18 protein-coding genes are annotated in these 17,834 nt (G+C 56.0%); 8 read left to right on the top strand and 10 right to left on the bottom strand.

Annotated elements, in window-relative coordinates:
• Window positions 1–897, top strand: a complete 897-nt coding sequence (locus IM291_RS11455; protein ID WP_047365193.1) for a DMT family transporter — start codon at window positions 1–3, stop codon at window positions 895–897.
• A gap of 34 nt (window positions 898–931) precedes the next feature.
• Here the strand turns inward: IM291_RS11455 and IM291_RS11450 are convergent, their stop codons facing one another.
• Together IM291_RS11450 and IM291_RS11445 are read right to left on the bottom strand one after the other, a co-directional pair.
• Entirely contained in the window at window positions 932–1,606 is a 675-nt protein-coding gene (locus IM291_RS11450) for a DUF3313 domain-containing protein (RefSeq protein ID WP_041910029.1), read from the bottom strand.
• 134 nt (window positions 1,607–1,740) lie between these two features.
• Complete coding sequence (locus IM291_RS11445; protein ID WP_048999549.1) at window positions 1,741–3,336, bottom strand: ABC transporter substrate-binding protein; 1,596 nt, start codon at window positions 3,334–3,336, stop codon at window positions 1,741–1,743.
• A 111-nt stretch (window positions 3,337–3,447) separates the two neighbouring features.
• Here IM291_RS11445 and pepT point away from each other — a divergent pair, with 111 nt between their 5' ends.
• Window positions 3,448–4,677, top strand: coding sequence for a peptidase T (gene pepT / locus IM291_RS11440; RefSeq protein WP_192986889.1), 1,230 nt, complete (start codon window positions 3,448–3,450; stop codon window positions 4,675–4,677).
• On the opposite strand, the gene tehB is transcribed toward pepT, so the two are convergent.
• Window positions 4,674–5,267 carry a tellurite resistance methyltransferase TehB gene (tehB, locus tag IM291_RS11435; protein ID WP_028013116.1) on the bottom strand — a complete coding sequence of 198 codons (594 nt, stop codon included), beginning with the start codon at window positions 5,265–5,267 and terminating at the stop codon, window positions 4,674–4,676. The genes pepT and tehB overlap by 4 nt on opposite strands.
• Complete coding sequence (gene tehA / locus IM291_RS11430) at window positions 5,267–6,268, bottom strand: dicarboxylate transporter/tellurite-resistance protein TehA (protein WP_041910036.1); 1,002 nt, start codon at window positions 6,266–6,268, stop codon at window positions 5,267–5,269. Before tehA ends, tehB begins: the two co-directional genes overlap by 1 nt.
• A 122-nt stretch (window positions 6,269–6,390) precedes the next feature.
• On the opposite strand from tehA, the gene ydcK reads away from it, so the two are divergent.
• Window positions 6,391–7,371, top strand: coding sequence for a YdcK family protein (ydcK, locus tag IM291_RS11425; RefSeq protein WP_041910038.1), 981 nt, complete (start codon window positions 6,391–6,393; stop codon window positions 7,369–7,371).
• Here the strand turns inward: ydcK and rimL are convergent.
• From rimL to IM291_RS11405, 4 genes are all read right to left on the bottom strand, one after another.
• The gene (gene rimL / locus IM291_RS11420; RefSeq protein WP_192971055.1) at window positions 7,366–7,914 is read right to left on the bottom strand and encodes a 50S ribosomal protein L7/L12-serine acetyltransferase; all 549 of its coding nucleotides are present in this window, start codon (window positions 7,912–7,914) and stop codon (window positions 7,366–7,368) included. The two genes, ydcK and rimL, sit on opposite strands and share 6 nt — an antisense overlap.
• Window positions 7,915–7,959: 45 nt before the next feature.
• Entirely contained in the window at window positions 7,960–9,615 is a 1,656-nt protein-coding gene (locus tag IM291_RS11415; RefSeq protein WP_045260490.1) for a glucan biosynthesis protein D, read from the bottom strand.
• Window positions 9,616–9,857: 242 nt separating this feature from the next.
• Window positions 9,858–10,631: a transporter substrate-binding domain-containing protein gene (locus IM291_RS11410; protein ID WP_192971054.1), complete on the bottom strand. Its 774-nt coding sequence runs from the start codon at window positions 10,629–10,631 to the stop codon at window positions 9,858–9,860.
• 155 nt (window positions 10,632–10,786) lie between these two features.
• Complete coding sequence (locus tag IM291_RS11405; protein ID WP_045630397.1) at window positions 10,787–11,956, bottom strand: pyridoxal phosphate-dependent aminotransferase; 1,170 nt, start codon at window positions 11,954–11,956, stop codon at window positions 10,787–10,789.
• Between the two features lie 114 nt (window positions 11,957–12,070).
• On the opposite strand from IM291_RS11405, the gene IM291_RS11400 reads away from it, so the two are divergent.
• Window positions 12,071–12,913 (top strand): LysR family transcriptional regulator, encoded by an 843-nt coding sequence (locus IM291_RS11400; protein WP_192971053.1) that lies wholly within the window; start codon window positions 12,071–12,073, stop codon window positions 12,911–12,913.
• Here IM291_RS11400 and IM291_RS11395 read toward each other — a convergent pair.
• The gene (locus IM291_RS11395; protein WP_192971052.1) at window positions 12,900–14,405 is read right to left on the bottom strand and encodes a carboxylesterase/lipase family protein; all 1,506 of its coding nucleotides are present in this window, start codon (window positions 14,403–14,405) and stop codon (window positions 12,900–12,902) included. The genes IM291_RS11400 and IM291_RS11395 overlap by 14 nt on opposite strands.
• Window positions 14,406–14,448: 43 nt before the next feature.
• Window positions 14,449–15,792, bottom strand: a complete 1,344-nt coding sequence (locus IM291_RS11390) for a VOC family protein (protein WP_048999543.1) — start codon at window positions 15,790–15,792, stop codon at window positions 14,449–14,451.
• A gap of 506 nt (window positions 15,793–16,298) precedes the next feature.
• Here IM291_RS11390 and IM291_RS11385 point away from each other — a divergent pair.
• The 4 genes from IM291_RS11385 to IM291_RS11370 all read left to right on the top strand — a co-directional run bounded on the left by IM291_RS11385 (window position 16,299) and on the right by IM291_RS11370 (window position 17,832).
• The gene (locus IM291_RS11385; RefSeq protein WP_004150795.1) at window positions 16,299–16,484 is read left to right on the top strand and encodes a general stress protein; all 186 of its coding nucleotides are present in this window, start codon (window positions 16,299–16,301) and stop codon (window positions 16,482–16,484) included.
• 94 nt (window positions 16,485–16,578) lie between these two features.
• The gene (locus IM291_RS11380; RefSeq protein ID WP_048999542.1) at window positions 16,579–17,073 is read left to right on the top strand and encodes a ferritin-like domain-containing protein; all 495 of its coding nucleotides are present in this window, start codon (window positions 16,579–16,581) and stop codon (window positions 17,071–17,073) included.
• Window positions 17,074–17,096: 23 nt separating this feature from the next.
• Window positions 17,097–17,300, top strand: a complete 204-nt coding sequence (locus IM291_RS11375; RefSeq protein WP_008502273.1) for a hypothetical protein — start codon at window positions 17,097–17,099, stop codon at window positions 17,298–17,300.
• A 25-nt stretch (window positions 17,301–17,325) separates the two neighbouring features.
• Window positions 17,326–17,832, top strand: coding sequence for a ferritin-like domain-containing protein (locus tag IM291_RS11370; protein WP_028013107.1), 507 nt, complete (start codon window positions 17,326–17,328; stop codon window positions 17,830–17,832).
• The last annotated feature ends 2 nt before the right edge of the window (window positions 17,833–17,834 follow it).

Genomic DNA, 17,834 nt, shown 5'->3' with positions numbered 1-17,834 from the left:
ATGAACGCGTTATTATACGGACTGGTGGTGATCATCTGGGGAACCACCTGGATTGCCATTTTCCTGCAGCAGGGTCCCGTACCCGCCCCCGTCTCTATTTTCTGGCGTTTCGCGGTGGCCAGCGCCACGATGATGGTGGTGTTACTTGCCCTGCGCCGGTTGCGTAAGCTGGCGCTGCGGGATCATCTGTTCTGCATGCTTCAGGGATGCTGCGTCTTCTGCTTTAATTTCTGGTGTTTTTATACCGCGGCGGCACACATCAACACCGGGCTGGAATCGGTGATCTTCTCCATGGCGGTGCTCTACAACGCTATTAACTGTTTTATTTTCTTTGGACAGCGCCCGCCCGCGCGTTTCTGGACGGCGGCGGCGCTGGGTCTTGTGGGGATCGTGACCCTTTTCTGGGACGACCTGCTGGCCAGCGGCTGGAGCGTATCGCTCCTGACGGGCATTGGCCTTTCCGCCCTCGGCACGTACGGCTTCTCGCTGGGCAATATGATCAGCATGCGCCATCAGCGCAGAGGTCTGGAAACCATGACCACCAACGCCTGGGCTATGCTTTACGGCACGCTGGTGATGGGGGGTATTGCGCTCTTCAGAGGCGACAGTTTTACCCCGGAATGGACGGTCACCTACATGGGCGCGCTGCTCTATCTGGCCCTCTTCGGCTCGGTGATTGCCTTTGGCGCCTACTTCACGCTGGTGGGACGTATCGGCCCCGGGAAAGCGGCCTACAGTACGCTGCTCTTCCCGCTGGTGGCGCTCTCTATCTCAACGGTGTATGAAGGCTACGTCTGGCACATCAACGGTATCGTCGGTTTGCTGCTGATTCTGGGCGGGAATATGGTGATGTTCACGAAACCAGAGACCTGGTTCAGGCGCCTGCGTACGGCGTAAAAAAAACGGCCTGCTCAATGCAGGCCGCTTAACGTTATTTCGCTGTTTTATGCACGTCAAACATGGTGGCGTCCGTCGCCATGTCGTCAACAACCTGCTTCAGCGTCGCAAAGGTCATCGGCGTACTTTCGTTATTCAGCTCTTTACCTTCACCTTTACGTACCACCTTCATCACCGGTTTATTGGTGGCCGCGTCGATCAGCTCACCTTCAAAATAGAGATGGGTATCCATGGTGCGATGGCCGGTAGCCATCTGCGTACCTGCTACCACCAGCGCGACCGGCACCACTTCATAGAACTGCAGGCCTTCTTTCTGCGAACTCACCCCGGTGATAGCACCGCGGAAAATCAGGCTGTGTTTACCCGGCGTGGTCACAATCGGCTTACGGGTACCAATAGCCGTTTTCATTTTGTTATTGGTGTAATCCAGCAGCTCATCAAGCGTTCTTTTACCAATCTGAGTGGTTGGTTTTGGCGCTGGATAATAGGTGATCGGCGTCCAGATAATGCTGTCATAGTTGGCTTCGTTATAGGAAGGGTCAACCCAACGCAGCGTTGGTTTACCCGTTGCAGACGTCGTCTGCTGCAAGCCGGAATAATCTTTTAAAAAGCCTGAATATTGTTCTGGAGCCGCGACTTTTGAAGAACAGCCCGCCACTGCCAATAAACCAGTAAGCACTGCAACTTTAAAAAAAGTTTGAGTACGCATGATAGTTTTCCATGTAATCTGCAAGTATGCATTTGAAGTTATAGCAAAAGTTCGGTGGGTTTGTTGTGACAAAAAATGACGTGGGGAGCACAAATTGCGAAAAGAATGCCCGGCAGCGTACCGGGCAGAGAAAATTACTGATTAATATCCACCTGCCAGAACAAATGTTTACCAAACGGATCGATTTCGTAACCTGTCACCTCTTTGCGCACCGGTTCGAAGATCGTTGAATGCGCAATCATGACCGCCGGCATCTGGTCATGCATGATCTGCTGCGCCTCTTTATACAGCGCTACGCGCTTGTCGCGATCGGTGGTTGATTTTGCTTCCGCGATAATTTTATCAAACGGCTTATAGCACCACTTCGCCGAATTCGAACCGCCGTTGGCCGAGGTGCAGGTAAACAGCGGGCCAAAGAAGTTGTCCGGATCGCCGGTGGCCGTCGTCCAGCCCATCAGCGCGGCCTGATGCTCTCCGCCCTTGACGCGTTTCAGGTACTCGCCCCATTCGTAGGTGACAATTTTGGTCTGCACGCCGATTTTCGCCCAGTCCGCCTGAATCATCTCCGCCATGCGTTTCGCATTCGGGTTATAGGGCCGCTGGACCGGCATCGCCCATAAATCAATGCTGACGCCGCTGGCAAAACCGGCCTCTTTCAGCAGCGCTTTCGCCTTCTCAGGATCGTAGTCGTAATCCTTAAGTTCGCTGTCGGCACTCCAGACGCCCGGCGGCAGCAGATTCTTCGCCACCGTTCCGGTACCGTGGAACACCGCGTCAATAATGGCCGGTTTGTTGATGGCCATCGCCAGCGCCTGACGGACCTTCACGTTATCCAGCGGCGGCTTCTGCGTGTTGAACGCCAGGAAGCCGGTATTCAGCCCCGCCTTGCTCATCAGGGTGATATCTTTGTTGGCCTTCATGCGCGGCAGATCGGCTGGGTTCGGGAACGGCATGACCTGACACTCGTTCTTTTCAATTTTGGCAAAACGTACGGAGGCATCCGGGGTAATGCTGAACACCAGCCTGTCCAGCTTTGATTTCCCCTGCCAGTAGTCGGCAAACGCCGTAAACAGAATGCGGGAATCCTTTTGATACTGCGCCAGCTTAAACGGCCCGGTGCCAATGGGCTGCATATCCACCTTCTCCGGCGTGCCCGCTTTCAACATTGCATCGGCATACTCCGCGGAGAGGATCGAGGCAAAATACCATGCCAGATCCGCAACAAACGGCGCTTCAGGGTGCGCCAGGGTAAAGCGCACCGTGTGGTCATCGACTTTATCAATAGCGGTAATCAGGCTGCCAAACTCCAGGCTTTCGAAGTTGGAATAGCTGCCGTTTGAGACGTTGTGATAGGGATGGTTCACGTCCTTCTGGCGCATAAACGAGAAGATCACGTCATCGGCGTTAAAATCGCGGGTCGGCGTGAAGAATTTATTGCTCTGAAACTTCACCCCTTTACGCAGATGGAAGGTATAAACCTTGCCGTCGTCGCTCACCTCCCAGCGCTCTGCCAGGCTCGGCACCAGCTCCGTGGTGCCGGGTTTGAAATCGACCAGCCGGTTGTAGACCGGCACTGCGCTGGCATCCACGCTGGTGCCCGAGGTGTATAACTGGGGATTAAAGTTTTCCGGTGACCCTTCGGAGCAATACACCAGCGTTTTCGCGGCTACGGTGGAACTGACCGTGAGCGCAGCGAGTGCCAGCGTTAACGTTGTGCGTTTGCTTGTCATCATTTATTCCTGTCTTTTTAATTCGACGGCTAATTAATTCTTTTGCCATTTCATAAATAACATTAAAGTGAAGTGGCAAACACCCGAAAAATAAATAAGGAAGAAAACACTATGGGCTCGCCGCTTTCCAGACAATTAACGCACCGTTTTTTCCGCTATCTTGCGATTACCAGCCAAAGCGATCCGAAAGTGAAAACTCTGCCCTCGACGCCGGGCCAACAGGACATGGCGGGAGAGCTGGCACAGGAGCTGACACAGCTGGGGTTAGACGACATCGTGATTGACGAATTCGCGACCGTGACGGCAGTGAAAAAAGGCAACGTGCCCGGCGCGCCGCGCATCGGCTTTATTACCCACATTGATACCGTTGACGTCGGTTTATCACCGAATATTCATCCACAAATATTAACGTTTAATGGTGAAGATCTCTGTCTGAATAAGGAAAAAGACATCTGGCTGCGCGTGAACGAGCACCCGGAAATTCTGGCTTATCCGAATGAGGAGATTATTTTCAGCGACGGTACCAGCGTATTGGGCGCAGACAATAAAGCGGCGGTGACGGTGGTAATGACCGTACTGGAAAACCTCACCGCTGAGCATCAGCATGGCGACATTGTGGTCGCGTTTGTGCCCGACGAAGAGATTGGCCTGAACGGCGCCAAGGCGTTGGATCTGAAACGCTTCGACGTGGACTTTGCCTGGACCATCGACTGCTGTGAGCTGGGAGAAATTGTTTACGAGAATTTTAACGCGGCAGCGGCAGAGATCCACTTCACCGGCGTGACGGCGCACCCGATGTCCGCTAAAGGGGTACTGGTGAACCCGTTATTGATGGCGACCGACTTCATCAGCCATTTCGACCGCCAGCAAACCCCGGAGTGCACCGAGGGCCGCGAGGGCTATATCTGGTTTAACGGCATTCAGGCCGGACAGAACGACGCCGTGCTAAAGGCTAATATTCGCGATTTTGATAAAGCCAGCTTTGCCGCCCGCAAGCAGCAGATTGCGGACGTCGCCGCGCTGATTGCCGCCCAACACCCGACGGCGAAGGTCGACTATCGCATTGAAGATACCTACAGCAACATCAGCAATGCGATTGGTGAAGACCGGCGCGCCATCGACCTGATGTTTGAGGCGATGGAATCGCTCGGCATCACCCCAAAACCGATCCCTATGCGCGGCGGCACGGACGGTGCGGCGCTGTCGGCAAAAGGGCTACTCACCCCGAACTTCTTCACCGGCGCGCATAATTTCCACTCGAAGTTTGAGTTCCTGCCGCTGTCGTCGTTCGAGGCGTCTTACAAGACTGCCCTGCAGATCTGCCTGCTGGCCGCCCGTTAAGCGGGCTTGCGCGCCAGCATGGTGGCAAAGCGCAGCTTGATGCGGTTGCCGTTTTCATCGGTGCGGTGCAGTTCGCCAACCTCTTCGTTGTATTTGAGCAGCTCCCAGCCTTCGTAGTAGCTGCTCAGCTCACCGCTTTTGAACGCAAACGGGAAGCCCACGGTGCACGGGTAATCCGCCGTGTCCATCGCGGCAACGATCAGGTTGTAGCCGCCGGGTTTGGTGCAGCGCTGCATGTTGGCGATAAGGCCCGGAATGGTTTTCGCCTCCAGGAACATCAGCACCACGGTGGAGAGAATAAAGTCGTACTCGCCGTCAAAGCTCAGGCTGTTAAGATCTTTGACGGCAGTGTGCAGATTCTCAATCCCTTCTGCCGCCTTGATGCGCTCAATGTTATCAACGCTCATCGGGTTTTTATCCCAGGCGGTCACCTCGTGGCCGTTGGCCGCCAGGTAAAGGCTGTTGCGGCCATTTCCGCAGCCCAGATCCAATGTCTTGCCGGGCTTTACGATCCCCGCGCTGTACAGCACCTCTGAATGCGTACGGGTTAAGCCATATTTTTCTGTGAAGTAATTTTCATCGACAGCCATTATTTTTCCTCAGATTGCATAAGCAGTGCCTTATCAGTGCGCACCAGAAGTTTGCCCTGAATCAGCAGAATAAACGTACGGACCAACAGCATCCCAATGATGAGATTGGTAAAGATAAACAGCGGCACGGCAATGGCGTGGAAGAATCCAGACGAACTGCCATGACCCAGATGCAGCCCGGTGGTAGCCAGAGCCGACACGCCAAACGAGAAACTCCAGAAGGAGGCGTTAAACGGCTGAGACACATACCACGGCAGCAGGCGCAGCATAAAGAGCAACTGCAACAGGCCGTAGCCGAACAGCATTTTGGCGAAGGTGTCGGCTTCCCCACCGTTGACGCTAAACCAGGCGCTGCACGCCACCAGCGCGGGCGCCAGCTGAATGCCTAAAGCGGTGCGCTGCGCGGTGGGAAGCTCCCCGGCGCTGCGAAGACGCTGGAGGATCACCGGCTCCAGGCTGAGCCAGGAAAAGACGCCCGCGCCGAGAAAAACGAGCCCTGCATCGTTGAACCCCAGAGCACCGCACGCCATCGCGCTGATGAAATTATTCGCCACCGTCGGCAGATACAATCCGGGCGTGGTGGCCTCCTGCGGGTGCCTGCCTCGCCAGAGCCCGGCGCTTTGCCAGGCGGAATAAGCAAGCTGTAACACCACGCCCACGCCGAAAAGCGCCAGCGATACCGGGCGGAACCAGGGCACAAAACCGATGGCGACCAGCATGGTGGTGGCCGGAAAAAGGCTGACGAAGCTGCTCATTACCGGGTGGCGCATCTCTGCCAGCACGCTGTGCGGGAAACGGATCGCACGGGTAATAAACGCCGTCGTCAGTAAAAACCAGCAGGCAACTGCGAGAGCGACCAGAATCTCACCCGGCCAGCGCGTCACCGGCCACAGGGTGCTGGCGTATCGCCAGGCGAAACCCATGCCGATGATGCCCAGCACCATGCCAAAATAGCCTGCGGGAAGGTTAAGCGCCTGTTCAGGTTTGTTTAATTTATCCATTAATTTGAATTATTAAAATGTATTTTAAATGCCATTTTAAGGGGTTTCAGCAACGGATGCCAGCACAACGGAAAGCCAAAAGTTTGCTACGTTTAGTGAAGACGCATATCAGGGACCCCACGATGAATAAGTATCGGCTCAGCGATGAAACCCGGCTCTGGCAATGGAAAAATGGCGAAACATCCCACTCAACGACGCTGCGGCAGATTATCGCTACGGTGGACTTTAACGATGTGAAGGCCGGCACGAAAGGCGGCTGGATTGACGATGAGCGCGCCCTTGCGCAGGACGGGGACTGCTGGATCTACGATGAAAACAGCGTGGTATTCGCTGGCGCAACCGTGTCCGGCAACGCGCGCCTGACCCTGCCGTGCACCGTCAGCCATGACGCGCATATCGGCGATAACTGCTGGCTTGACGCCGCAGAGGTCAGCCACGGAGCGCGAATAAGTGACAACGTCACTATTCAGCACTCCTGCGTGCGGGGTGAGTGCCATCTCTACGGCGATGCGCGCGTGCTGCACAACAGCGTCATCATTGCCGCTAAAGGCCTCACGCCGGACCACGACCAGATCCTGCAAATTTACGGCAAGGCGACGGTAAGCCGATCGCGCATTGTGCATCAGGCACAAATATACGGCGAGGCGATGGTGAATAACGCGTTTGTTGAGCACCGCGCCGAAGTGTTCGACTGTGCGATCCTCGAAGGTAACGAACTCAACAACGTCTGGGTGTGCGACTGCGCCAAAGTGTACGGCAACGCCCGCGTAATAGCCGGTTTCGACGATGACGCCATCCCTACCGTGCGCTACAGCTCTCAGATTGCCGAGAACGCCGTGGTGGAAGGAAACTGCATCATCAAGCACCACGTCCTGATCGGCGGTCAGGCATGGCTGCGCGGCGGGCCGATCATGCTGGATGATAAAGTGGTGATTCAGGGACGCGCGCGGATCAGCGGCGACGTGCTGATTGAGCATCGGGTAGAAATCACCGACGATGCGGTGATAGAGGCCTTTGCTGGTGAGAGCATTCACCTGCGCGGTGAAAAGGTGATCAACGGCGACCAGCGCATCACCCGCACGCCGCTGCTGGGGGCGCTATAGGGTATAAATTTTGCCGTAGATGTTCACATCGTCATAGGCGCCATTGAGGTATTCCGCTTCCCGCAGGCACCCTTCCAGCGTAAAACCGTTGCGCAGGGCCACGCTGTTGCTGTGCTGATTCGCCACCCGACACTTGATCACAAAACGGCGGATCTCACCGCTCTCAGCGTAGTAGCGCATAAACGCCTGCAGCGACTGCGAGAGGATCCCCTGCCCCTGGTGTGCTTCATCCAGCCAGTAGCCGATATACGCGGCTTTGTTGGCAGGCTCAATCGCATTAAACGACAGTACGCCGACCAGCGCATCCTCCCTGAAGATCAAAAACATTTTGGCGTAGCCGCGCTGGTGCAGCATCTGGTTACTCTGCACGTTGCGTCGGGTATCGTCCTCGCTGCCCACGTGCTGCGCCCATTCAAAGGCGGTTTGCAGATAGGCTCTGTTTTTGACGACGAGGTTATGCAGTTCGGCGGTGTAGCGCTCTTCAACGGCGCGAAGCTCGAGCGCGTCAGATACGGGAATAGTTTCGGATTGTGTTGCGGTCATTGCCCCTCACCCTAACCCTCTCCCACAGGGAGAGGGAATCGATCGTTAACGCATTACCCGGTCATCAACGTAATGACGTTTATCCGGCGCTGGCGGGAAATACTGATACAGCCAGGTTTCGCTGATGGCATCGCCCTGGCAGCGCAGGAACAGGCGCATATCCACCGGCTCCGTCGAATCCGACGTTGGGTACCAGTCAAACAGAATGCGATACCCGTCAAACGGCTCAACGTAAAGGATCTCAACCTGCTTCGCTTCACCGCTGGAGAGCGTAATCACCGGCTCAATGCCTTTTGGCGCAGCGGCCTTCAGGTCGCCGCCGACGAAGTCGATAGCAAAGCGACGGGCCCACACTTTCGGATAGTGTTCGCCCGGCGCCCAGCCCTCCGGGAAGCCGCCCATGCCGGTGCGGGTCGCGTAAACGTTGGCCAGCGGGGAACGCACCGGCGGCTGCGCGCTCCAGTAGAGACGATATTTAAAGTCCAGCTCGTCGCCCGCTTTCACCGGTTTTTCCGGCTGCCAGAAGCAGACCACGTTATCCAGCGTTTCACCGGTGGTTGGGATCTCCATCAGCGCGATAGATCCTTTCCCCCAGTCGTTGCGCGGCTCAACCCACAGGCTCGGGCGCTTGTTATACCAGCCCATCACGTCCTGATAGTGGGAGAAATCGCGATCGAGCTGCAGCAGGCCGAACCCTTTCGGGTTTTTGTCCAGATAGGCATTAAACTGCAGCTTCTGCGGGTTATTGAGCGGACGGCAGATCCACTCCCCGTTGCCGCGCCACATTGCCAGGCGGTCGGAGTCGTGGATTTGCGGGTGAATGGTGTCGCACATGCGGCGTTCGTTGTTGCCGCAACTGAACATGCTGGTCATCGGCGCGATGCCCAGCTGCTTAATGTCCTTACGCGCGTAGAGATGGTTTTCCACCTCCATGATCACCTGGCTCTTCTCGCAGTGGATCACGAATTTATAGGCACCGGTGACGCTCGGGCTGTCCAGCAGCGTATAGACGGTAAAGGTGGTATCGCCAGGCTTGACGGTTTCAAACCAGAAGGAGGTGAAGTCCGGGAACTCTTCCGGGGTGTCGGTAAAGGTATCTACCGCCAGACCGCGCGCGGAAAGCCCGTACTGGTAGGTGTCGTCCACCGCGCGGAAATAGCTCGCCCCGAGGAAAGAGACGATATCGCGGCGCGCCAGCTCAGGCGCTTTAAAGGCGCGGAAGCCCGCAAAGCCGAGATCGCTTTGCCCTTCCAGCTGTTTGGTATCGACACCCGTGTCACCGTAGCTGAACAGCTCAGGGCGGAAGTGGATCTCGCGCGCCATAGAGGTAGACTGGTCCAGCGAGAACATCCGCACACGGCGGCGGAACCCCATTCCCATGTGGAAGAACTGCACGTCCAGCTGACGCCCTTCAATGTTGTTCCACAGAGACTGTTTTTCATCGTAGCGGATGGCGTTATACGCCTGCGGCGTCATGGTCGCCAGCGTCTCCGGCAGCGGACGCGGCGCGCCACCCCACGGGGTTTTCGCCAGGTCATGCGCCATGGATTGCAGTACGGAGAAGTCAAACCGACGGCTCTGACCGTCAGCGATGTCAGAGTCAGCCGCATATGCCGCTTTGGAAAACAGGGAAGCAAGGCCGGAGGTGCCGCTCAGGGCTGCCACAGCCAGCGAGCCTTTTAGAAAACGTCTGCGATTCATGCCTGGAAAAACGTCCTTATGGTCGTGTGAATGTGTTTCGCGCTCGGCGAAATGACGGCAAGAAAGAACGCACAGCCTAAACAAAAATGGTTAAGAATCCAATTGTTGGCCGGTGATTATATGAACAAAGTGAGAAATATTTTCTGTCGACCAGAACGGCCCGAAAGTGGTGTAAAGAAAGCCTGGAAAATGTGTAGAAAAATGCCCCGTCAGGACATCAGCTGACGGGGCCAATGAGGCGGTTATTTTACGCTGACATCGATACCCGGGAAGTACTTATCAGCGAGTTTGGCGATCGTGCCGTCGGCACGTACTTTATCAATGGCGGCATCAAGCTGCTTTTTGGTGGCCTCGTCACCTTTGCGCAACCCAAAGCCGATCCCACTGCCGAGGATTGTGTCGTCAGACACCGGTTTGCCGATGAAGCCAAACCCTTTTCCCTGCGGCTTGCTGAGGAAACCCGCCTGCCCGGCCGCGGACATGACCAGCGAGGCGTCAATGCGGCCATTCAGCAGGTCACCCCAGGCCATATTCTGATCTTTATACGACACCACGGTGACACCCTGCTTTTCCCAGTGCTCTTTGGCATAGGTTTCCTGAATAGACCCCTGCAGCACGCCGATGGTTTTCCCCTTCAGCCCTTCAGGCGTTGCTTCGACCGCCGTACCGGCCTTGCCCACCAGCTGAGACGGAATGCGGTAGATCGGCTGGGTAAAATCGATGCTCTTGCGGCGCTGCTCGGTAATGTTCATCGCCGAGTTGATGGCGTCTAACTTCTTCGCCACCAGCCCCGGGATCAGCGCGTCAAACGAGGTTTCGACCCAGCTGCACTTCAGCGCTGCCGCTTTGCAGATGGCATTTCCCAGCTCAACGTCAAACCCTTCCAGTTCGCCTGCCGCATTACGGCTTTCAAACGGCGGATATTCCGCTTCCAGACCGTAGCGCAGCTCGGTGGCCGCGAAGGAGGAAAAGGTACACAGCAATCCCATGCCGACAACTAACGCGCGTAATTTCATTTCAAACTCCTCAGAGCCTATCCCAGTAGGCGTAATTGTTGAAGACAGTTTGGAACCGGACAGCGCACAGAAACCGGAACGTACATGTAGTACGTGAGGATTTCGAGCACTGCCCGGTGCCAAAATGGCGAATAAAATAGCCTAATGGGATAGGCTCAGCGTGGTTTAACCTGACACAGGGCTTGAGCACCTGCCCGTAACGTCGCCTCATCTTTCGCAAAAGAGAGACGAATCAATTTATTATCCGTGCCGTCGGCATAAAACGCCGACAGCGGAATGGTGGCAACACCGTACTCAACAATCAGCCGCTTCACCAGCTCGCTGTCGCGCTCGTCGCTGAACTGGCTGTAGTCCGCCAGCATAAAGAACGACCCGGCGCTCGGAAGCAGGGTAAACGGCGAATCGGCCAGCAGGCCGTGCAGCAGATCGCGCTTACGCTGGTAAAACGCCGACAGCGACAGCCAGGTTTGCGGATCGGTCATGTGTTCTGCAAACGCGTATTGCATTGGCGTATCGGCAGAGAACATCAAAAATTGATGGACTTTACATATCTCGTCCATTAGCTCTGCGGGTGCCACACAATAACCCACGCGCCAGCCGGTGACGTGATAGGTTTTTCCGAAAGAAGAAATAATCACGCTACGCTCCGCCAGCTGCGGGTGCGTGGCCATCCCGTGGTGCGGTTCACCATCAAACACGACGTGTTCGTACACTTCGTCAGACAAAATAATGATGTCGGTATTGCGCGTCAGCGCCGCCAGCTGCTGCAGGTCATTAGCGGAGAAGACCTGGCCGCTCGGGTTGTGCGGCGTATTGATGATGATCATGCGCGTGCGCGGGGTGATTGCCGCACGGACCTCATCCCAGTTGACGGCAAAATCCGGCACCGTGAGCTTGATGGCGACAGGCGTTGCCCCCTGCAGACGAACAATCGGCGCGTAGCTGTCAAACGACGGCTCAAAGTAGATCACCTCATCGCCAGGGTGCACCAGCCCGCTTATCGCCGAATAGAGCCCTTCGCTGGCGCTGGCGGTGACCAGCACCTCGCTGGCAGGGTTATACTGCGTGCCGTAGAGCGCGGCAATCTTATCGGCGATGCGTTCTTTGAGCGGCTGCAGGCCGGTCATCGACGCATACTGGTTATGCCCTGCCTCCATTGCGCGGGTAACGCCGGCGATCAGCTTCGGGTCGCAGGAAAAATTCGGTGCCCCCTGAGAAAGGTTGATGGCGTTATGCTGGGCCGAAAGCTGGCCGATAACGGTAAAAATGGTGGTCCCCACGTCTGGCAGCTTGGAGCGCGTTTGCACCGGCGTTCGTAAAGTCATCCTCTTTCCCTTCTCATGGATATTGCATAACTATTCAAACAACAACTCCGTTGCCGGGACAATCGAATTGTTGTCATAATAGCCATGAGAAAAATGCATAGCTGAGGTGTTTCAATGTCACGCCGTTCGCTCCCGCTCAATGCCATCGACGCATTTTTAGTCACCGCGCGTCATCTGAATCTTACCCACGCCGCCGCGGAACTCTGCCTGACGCAGGGGGCCGTGAGCCGTAAGATTGCCTCCCTTGAAGCCTGGTTTGGCTTTCCGCTGTTTGAGCGCCACGCGCGCGGGTTGCGCCTCTCCCCTCAGGGCAGCGCCCTGCTTCCCGAACTGCAGTCCTCCTTCGAACAACTGCTGAGCGTGGCCGACCAGGCCCGCAGCCAGCACACGGTGATCCGCCTCAAGGCCCCCACCTGCGCGATGCGCTGGCTGGTGCCGCGCCTGCTGGAAGTGGAGCGCGAGCAGCCGGATCTGCAGATCGCGCTCACCACCACGACCGATCATAACGTCAATTTCAAAACCGAATCTTACGATGCCGCCATCGTCTTCGGCACGCACATGAGCGCAGGCGATCTGCTGTTCGAAGAGGCGCTGACGCCGGTGTTCAGCCCCGTGCGAGCGGGTGCCGCGCTGGGTTCGCTGACGTTTCTTCATCCGACAAGGGATAAGACAGACTGGTCACTGTGGCTGGCGAATCAGGAAGGTACGGGCTTTGCTATGCACAAAAATCAACACTTCGATACGATGGATCTCGCCATTACCGCCGCCATTCAGGGGCTGGGCGTAGCCATTGCCGACGAAACGCTGGTGGCAGAAGATATCCGCGCCGGAAGGCTAATGCGGCCCTATGAGACCAGCATTAAAACCGGCGCGAGCTACCGGCTGGTGCTGCGCGAAACGCCTTGTCAGGAGAATGGTCTGGCGGCGTTTCGCGCCTGTTTGCTTAATCGAGGCTGACGTGGTGCTTCATTACGCGCTTGAAGAGGCTCATGCGGGCGCGCATAAAGCGGTTTTCAAGCCTGAAACCTGCATGTTTATTCACACCAATACGTAACAGCACGTCCCGCCCTTTGCGGCAGGCGGGCCAGCGCGTCGGCCCGTGAAGGCTGTCATGCGTTCCGGCATCGCGCGCAAAGCTCACCCAGTAATCAGCCACCTGGGCGGCAAACGCCAGATCCCGTTCGTTAACGTACTGGCGCGAAGGCTCCACCTGCCCGAGGGTATCGAACGCGTACGGCACCTCATTGCCGTGCCAGGCACCGTTGATATAGGTGGCGTGTTCCGCTTCGGCCACATAGTCAAACCAGTAGCGCCAGCAAAGCCCGCCGACGCGCTGCTGGGCCTGCATCACCACGTAGCCCATAGTGGTGAAGGCCATGTCGCGGCACACCTGCCTGCCGAGCTCCTCGTCGCCCTTCACGCCCGGATAAAGCAGCTTGATGAGCCCCAGCCCGAAGCGGCGCTCCCGGCGAAGCTTCTGGATCTGCCCGGCGAGATCGACACCAAACACCGCCATCACGCTGGCTTCATCGCTGTTGGAGCCAATCATCACCGGCACGGGATGCTGGCGGGCGGCGAAAAAGACGTCCAGCATCGCCTCCGGCAAAACGCAATCCCCAACGATAGGGGCCGGGGCGACGTTCAGCGGCGCGGTCAGCGGCCAGAACGCCTCGGGCGGGATCGCGCGCAGCTGCTCTGCCGTCGCATTTCCCAGCCCGAAGTGGGCGGCCAGCGCTTCCCCTTTTTGCAGGGCCTGCGCGCGCGGCGTATCCGGCAAAGTGTACCCGCTTTGCACTATCGCCTTATGGAATAGTCCTTTCGCCAGCGGCGAGGCCAGCAGCGACAGCACGCTGCGCGCGCCGGCGGATTCACCAAACAGGGTCACGTTATTCGGGTCGCCACCAAACGCGGCAATATTATCCCGCACCCATTCGAGCGCGGCGATCTGGTCCAGCAGGGCAAAATTATGCACCACCCGCTCCTCTTCACCTTCCAGAGCGGGATGGGCGAAGAAGCCGAGATGGCCGAGACGGTAGTTAATCGTGACGACAACCACACCGCGGGATGCCAGGGCTTTGCCGTTATACGGCGGCAGGCTTCCGGCGCCGATCGTAAACCCGCCGCCGTGCAGCCAGACCATGACCGGCAGCGGCCCGGTACGGTCGATAGGGGACCAGACGTTCAGATAGAGGCAGTCTTCAGAAAACTGGCCGGGATCGCCCCCGCCCAGCTCCTGACAATATTCACTGCTTTGCCAGCTTGAGGGCGAAAAGTCGGTAGCTGCACGCACGCCATCCCAGCGTTCCGGCGGCCGGGGTGAGCGCCAGCGCCAGTCGCCAACGGGAGGTGCGGCATAGGGAATACCGCGCCAGAGGTGAACGTTTTCATCGGTTAAACCAGACAGTGCGCCCTGGCGCGTTTCAACCACAGGGGCGGAAGGATTTTGCATAACGACCTTATTTTTTCCATCACACCCCTGAAGAGTAACGATTTCAGAGCAAACCGCAACGCTGTTTGCTGCGCGTTTCCGCCTCCTCGTAGAGCGTAAATTCGTCATACACCGGGCAGCCGAGTGCGGCTTCAAACGCATTGCGGCTGGCATTTCCGTGGCTGCGCGCCTGGGTTTCATTCCCGAGATTGGACTGGAAAATCCCCGCCGCGCTGACCGGAAGGAAATCTTCGTAAATTATCGGCTGGGCCACCACCCACCCGCGCTCGATCAGCGGCTGCGGGTCATCCCCCGGACGAAACGCGTGACGATGGGCCTCTCCCGCCGGGGTCAGGCGATAGCGAAAATACGCCAGCTCCTGACGGCGAAGGAACATTTCGCTGTCCGGGAAGGCGCTGAAAATCTCCCGCAAATGCAGCTGGTGCGTGAGGTTATCTTTTCCGGTTCCGGCCTGGGCCAGCAGGCTATCGTACAGTTCACGGCCTTTCGGGGTCAGTGCCACGCCGCGCTGTTCAATTTCACCGAAGCGCGCGGTGTGGGTGCCTTTATGTTCCCCGGCGAAAAGCACCGGCTCTTCGAGGGCTTTAAAGCTGGTCTGACGCAGCAGGATCGGCACTTCACGACGCGGCGGCCCTTCGATCAGAATTTTGGGCTCAATCCCATACTTCGGCATCAGCTCCTGCACCCGATCAATGTCCAGCGTGCGCGGCGTGAGGTGGTTGATATGGCACCCCGGGAAGCAGACCACGTCAGCTATCAGGCGGTGCTCGTTACTTAACGCCAGGTAGGTCTCCTGGTCGACCGTTGCATGACGGTGCCAGCGGAAGGTTTCTAACGCTTCCTGCACAAACTCGCGCGCCTGCGCTTCGGTAAAGTGCCCTTCCGACTCATGGAGGTCAATAAGTTCCAGACAGCGCGGCGTAAAGATGTTCCGCTGAGAGAGAATTTCTGCCGCCCGCTCGCGTAACGCCACGTTTTCAATCAGCTCAAGGCGCAGCAGTGAGGTAAAGATACGAAACGGATTGCGGCACAGCGCCGCATCGTCAACCGGACGAAACGCCGTTGAGTGGACCGGTACCCCCGCCTGAGAAAGATCGTAATAGCTGACCGGGAACATGCCCATGATGGCAAACATACGACGCAGGGTGGAAAGCTCTTGTGCCGTACCGACGCGGATCGCCCCGTGACGCTCTACGTTCAGGCGCGCCAGCTCGTCGGCGTTCGCTAGTTGTTCATGTAATAGTGGGTTATTTTCCAGAACCGCCAGGTTTACGTCCGCGACCAGCTCAAGCAAGGTGCCGTACTGCGGAACTTCCTGCTGGTACATCGCCGACATAGCCTGCGAAAAATGTTCCCGAATATCATCAGCCGTGATGGTGTTCGCCATGATGTCATGCCTCCAGTGAATATTACCTGGAGTGTAGAGAAGGCCGTTCCTTCCGGGGGGAAGAATTTCTGATTTGTGATCTTAAGACGCCAGTGGTTAAACCGTGTGCTACCGCCCCCTATCAGCCGCCTCGTCATTTTTTCCAGGATTTTCCTTATAATTCGTAGCGGCTATTTTCTCTAGCCCTAAAGGGGTAATTTTCCCCAAATCACCGCTAGCAAATTATTCGTTTTTGCTACGCCATTATTATTGGCCTCAACCTTCCGCTTTTTAAATGAAACTTAGGACTAATCTGAACATTTTTTTACAAGTCCTTCCCACACCTCCATATTTCCAAACCAAGCGAAGCGCAAACGCAGCAATAATTAAATATAACGCAACCGCTAATGGCGAAACGAATTTGACGTATGCCTCACAGCGACTAGAGTTATTACTCGAACGACGAGTGATACGGAATATTTTTCGTATCGTACTGACATAACCAATATATGACTATGAGGTTTAATATGGCAGAGCATCGTGGTGGTTCCGGTAATTTCGCTGAAGACCGTGAAAAAGCATCAGAAGCTGGACGTAAAGGCGGCCAGCACAGCGGTGGTAATTTCAAAAACGATCCGCAACGCGCATCTGAAGCGGGTAAGAAAGGGGGACAGAACAGTCACGGCGGAGGCCGTAAATCTGATAATTCCTGATCTTATTTAGTACTCTTTTAATAAAACCTGAGAGCATGCTGCGGGCTGAAAAGCTCGCAGTACCCTTTCCTTATTTTACCGGAGCGTAATTATTATGAATATGAAAAGTGTTGAGGATGTATTTATTCATCTTCTGTCCGATACCTACAGCGCTGAAAAACAACTTACCCGAGCGTTAAGCAAACTCGCTCGCGCCGCCGCCAGCGAGAAGCTGAGCGCCGCCTTCACCGCGCACCTGGAGGAGACGCAGGGTCAGATTGAACGTATTGACCAGATCGTCGAACAGGAAGACGGTATTAAGCTCAAGCGCATGAAGTGCGTGGCAATGGAAGGCTTAATTGAAGAAGCCAACGAAGTTATCGAAAGTACGGAAAAAAATGAAGTGCGTGATGCCGCGTTAATTGCCGCTGCGCAAAAAGTGGAGCATTACGAAATAGCCAGCTACGGTACCCTTGCGACCCTCGCAGAACAACTGGGCTACAAAAAAGCCGTTAAACTTCTTGCCGAAACGCTGGAAGAAGAGAAAGAGACCGACCTTAAACTCACCGACCTGGCCGTTGGCAATATTAACCAAAAAGCGCAGAAATGACGCGATAAGACAGGTTAAATAAAATGAGCATCAGTCCCAGGACAATTAAACGGTGCCATTTAGCGGCAGCAATAATATGGTTCATTCTCGCTATCCCTTCCGTAATATGGTGGAAGAATAGCGTCCTATGGGTCATTATCATCAGCATTTACGCCAATATTGTCGGCCACTTATCTGGCTACAGTGCCGCACGTGCCGATCAGGCTGCTGAAAGTGAGACCAAATAAGCGAACCCCTAATGAGGATACAATGATGAATCACGTAGAACACTACCATGACTGGCTACGCGATGCCCATGCAATGGAAAAGCAAGCCGAATCTATGCTGGAATCCATGGCCAGCCGTATTGATAATTATCCTGATGTTCGCGCCAGAATTGAGCAACATATTAATGAGACAAAACGGCAAATTACATTGCTGGAGGAAATCCTCGACCGTAATGATATTTCTCGTTCGGTCTTAAAAGACTCGATGAGCAAAATGGCGGCCCTGGGTCAATCCATCGGCGGTATGTTCCCGTCCGATGAGATCGTTAAGGGCTCGATCAGCGGCTATGTCTTCGAACAGTTTGAAATCGCCTGCTACACCTCCCTGCTCGCTGCGGCGAAAAAAGCGGGCGATACCGCCTCTGTGCCAGCCATTGAGACGATCCTCGCAGAAGAGCGCGAAATGGCCGACTGGCTGATTCGCCATATCCCGCAAACGACGGAACAGTTCCTGCTGCGTTCAGACGCAGACGGTGTCGAAGCGAAAAAATAATC

Origin of the sequence: Enterobacter cloacae complex sp. P27C (assembly GCF_014895705.1) — a bacterium.
In the GTDB taxonomy this organism is placed as follows: Bacteria; Pseudomonadota; Gammaproteobacteria; order Enterobacterales; family Enterobacteriaceae; genus Enterobacter; species Enterobacter bugandensis.
This window is presented reverse-complemented; position numbering and strand designations above follow the sequence as displayed.